Origin of the sequence: Plesiomonas sp. (assembly GCF_051650925.1) — a bacterium.
In the GTDB taxonomy this organism is placed as follows: Bacteria; Pseudomonadota; Gammaproteobacteria; order Enterobacterales; family CAMTGL01; genus Plesiomonas.
On sequence record NZ_JBOFRH010000257.1, the window covers coordinates 1 to 2,484 of the forward strand.

Sequence of the window (2,484 nt, forward strand, 5' to 3'; positions counted from 1 at the left end):
ATTCGGTTAAGCAGGTATCGACAAAGATCCCGCCCTGCTGATTGTGGTGAATAGGCAGTACAAAAGGCGCATAGCATTGATTGGGTAAATTAATTCGCCCGATTAAATAGGCAGCTTTATTGCGAAAAAAAGGCTCACGCAATGTAGTAATAGAGGCTTGTGCAAGGGTTGAAGTATCAAAACGGGCACTCAGACGGCGGCTGATATGCTCAATATCACGCGTGAGAGATTCCCACGGTAACGTAAAAGACATATCATCTAAAATCTGTGCCAACACCGTAGGAATACCACGCTGCAAAGTATAGGTTTTATCCAAAGGCCGCTGAGGAAGATCTTCACGCGCAGTTTGTGAGCTAAAAACAAACAGTTTATGCGGTTTTAAATTCCGGTGTGAAAAAATACGGCAATAAACGGAATTAAAAAAACTCTCGGCTATTTCATAACGCGGATAATCGTGCAGCAGGGTTTCAAACGCACTTTTTACCCGCATAACAAAATGTGGATCACTGTACAGATCACCGCTCATACTTTTTAGCTGGGCCACTGCCAGAGTCACATGGTGATCATACAGATTAATCCGCTGTTTCATGGCATCTTGTACCGCATGCCACTGCGCCTGCTCAAAGCGCTGTTGCGCGCCCGCAGTGATCTCCAGAAAACGCCCGTATTGCGCATCGAACCCTTGCAATATGGTATGGGCAATTAAATATTCCAGTGCCGAAGTCAATTCTCATATCCTTATGCTTATATTTTCACCACACCTTGTTACTATGGCTGCTATTTGCTCAGTGCGCAACCGCCTAAAATTGCATTTCTCAGGGAAGTCGTTAGAGTTTGCGGCAGTGGAATATTGAGGGAAGTGATGATGCAGTTTCATATTATTTTGGTCGAACCGGCACGGCCGGAAAATGTCGGGGCCGCTGCGCGGGCAATGAAAACCATGGGTTTTACCTCACTGCGTATTGTAAACAGTGATGCCCACCTGCAAGACCCTGCCCGCTGGGTTGCTCACGGCTCGCAAGAGATACTGGCATCGGCACAGGTTTTCCCAACGCTGGCAGAAGCCGTTGCAGACACCGAATGGGTTATTGCCAGTACTGCCCGTGAGCGGGCGCGCTTCAACTATTATGCAACGCCACGTGAAGTATTGGCGCAAGCGCATGAAAAACAGAGCTGGATGCACTCCGCCGCACTGGTTTTTGGTCGTGAAGAGTCTGGGTTAACCAATGAGGAGTTGGCACTTGCTGATTTGCTAACCTGCGTGCCGATGCAGGCTGACTACCCTTCACTCAATTTGGGTCAGGCTGTCATGGTGTACTGCTATCAACTGGCAGAAGTGAACGGGGTTGTACCAGAAACCGAGTGCCCACCACAAGCGGGGCAATTACAGGCATTGCGCCGCCGCATGCAAAATTTACTGGTACAAATGGCTGTGGATAACGATCAAAAGCTGACCGACTGGCTAGATCAGCGAATGGGCGTTCTCGCCCAGCGTGATACTGCAATGTTACATACTTTGCTTAATGATATTGAAAAATATTGTGCAGCAAAAAAAGTGCTGTAATCACGCCTATTTTTATATCACCCCCTGCTAATAGACTATTTTTAAGCGATAAATAACGTAAATAATAATCTTTTTAGCTATTAACGCTGCACTACAGCACAGCAAAATCAAGGTATTATGCGATCAGCAGATTGACATTGACTCAAATTTGCTTTAACCAATAGGGTAATTTATGCGGTGTCAGCCGTCGGTCAGTTGTAGCCATGTTGTAAATAACGTTGTCACTACGCAGTATCAAGATCACACCAACAGAGATGAAACGATGCCAAGCACTGCCCTGATGATCATGATTATTACCACCACCACGACGATGACCATAACAGGTCATGGCGCGGGCTGACGCACACATACACAGAATGATTCAGGCCCGTATCCCCCCAAGGAACGGGCCTTTTTTTTGAGCCGGTTTTACGTATCGATTTTGATGGCTACTGCCGCAGGATAGATACGGCAATATAGACCACAGTTTTTGCGCGAGACTCTGCTAACCAGCTGATTCGCTCAGAAAACGGATATTCATTCAGCGAAGGGAGAGCTGTGATGCGAGTACTAAAATTTGGTGGAACTTCACTGGCTAATGCCGAGCGGTTTGCACGTGCTGCCGATATTATTGAAAGTAATGCCCAGCAGGGGCAAGTGGCCGCCGTACTCTCAGCACCGGCCAAAATAACCAACCACTTAGTGGCTATGATTGAAAAAACGGTAGCCGGACAGGATATCCAGCCCAATCTTCACGATGCAGAGCACATTTTTGCTAATCTGCTGCAAGGGCTGCATGCCGAATTAGCTGCTTTTGATATCGCCAAAGTACAGGCTTTTATTGCACGTGAATTTGCCGATTTACGCCAATTACTGCACGGTATCAGCTTGTTACGTCAGTGCCCTGACAGTATCAACGCCAGTATCATCAGCCGGGGTGA

The 2,484-nt window shown here is 47.2% G+C and carries 4 protein-coding genes; 2 read left to right on the forward strand and 2 right to left on the reverse strand.

The features are described 5' to 3' along the window. Nucleotides 1-727: isocitrate dehydrogenase kinase/phosphatase AceK regulatory subunit (locus tag ACRC27_RS06115; RefSeq protein WP_438639427.1), on the reverse strand; the 727-nt coding region annotated here is incomplete at its 3' end. 138 nt (nucleotides 728-865) lie between these two features. Here ACRC27_RS06115 and ACRC27_RS06120 point away from each other — a divergent pair. After that, complete coding sequence (locus tag ACRC27_RS06120) at nucleotides 866-1,564, forward strand: tRNA/rRNA methyltransferase (protein WP_438623580.1); 699 nt, start codon at nucleotides 866-868, stop codon at nucleotides 1,562-1,564. A 142-nt stretch (nucleotides 1,565-1,706) separates the two neighbouring features. Here the strand turns inward: ACRC27_RS06120 and ACRC27_RS06125 are convergent, their stop codons facing one another. Then, on the reverse strand, nucleotides 1,707-1,913 hold the full coding sequence (locus ACRC27_RS06125; RefSeq protein ID WP_438639428.1) for a hypothetical protein: 207 nt from the start codon (nucleotides 1,911-1,913) through the stop codon (nucleotides 1,707-1,709). Nucleotides 1,914-2,104: 191 nt separating this feature from the next. Here ACRC27_RS06125 and ACRC27_RS06130 point away from each other — a divergent pair. Continuing rightward, the coding region (locus ACRC27_RS06130; protein WP_438639429.1) for an amino acid kinase family protein at nucleotides 2,105-2,484 on the forward strand (380 nt) is incomplete at its 3' end.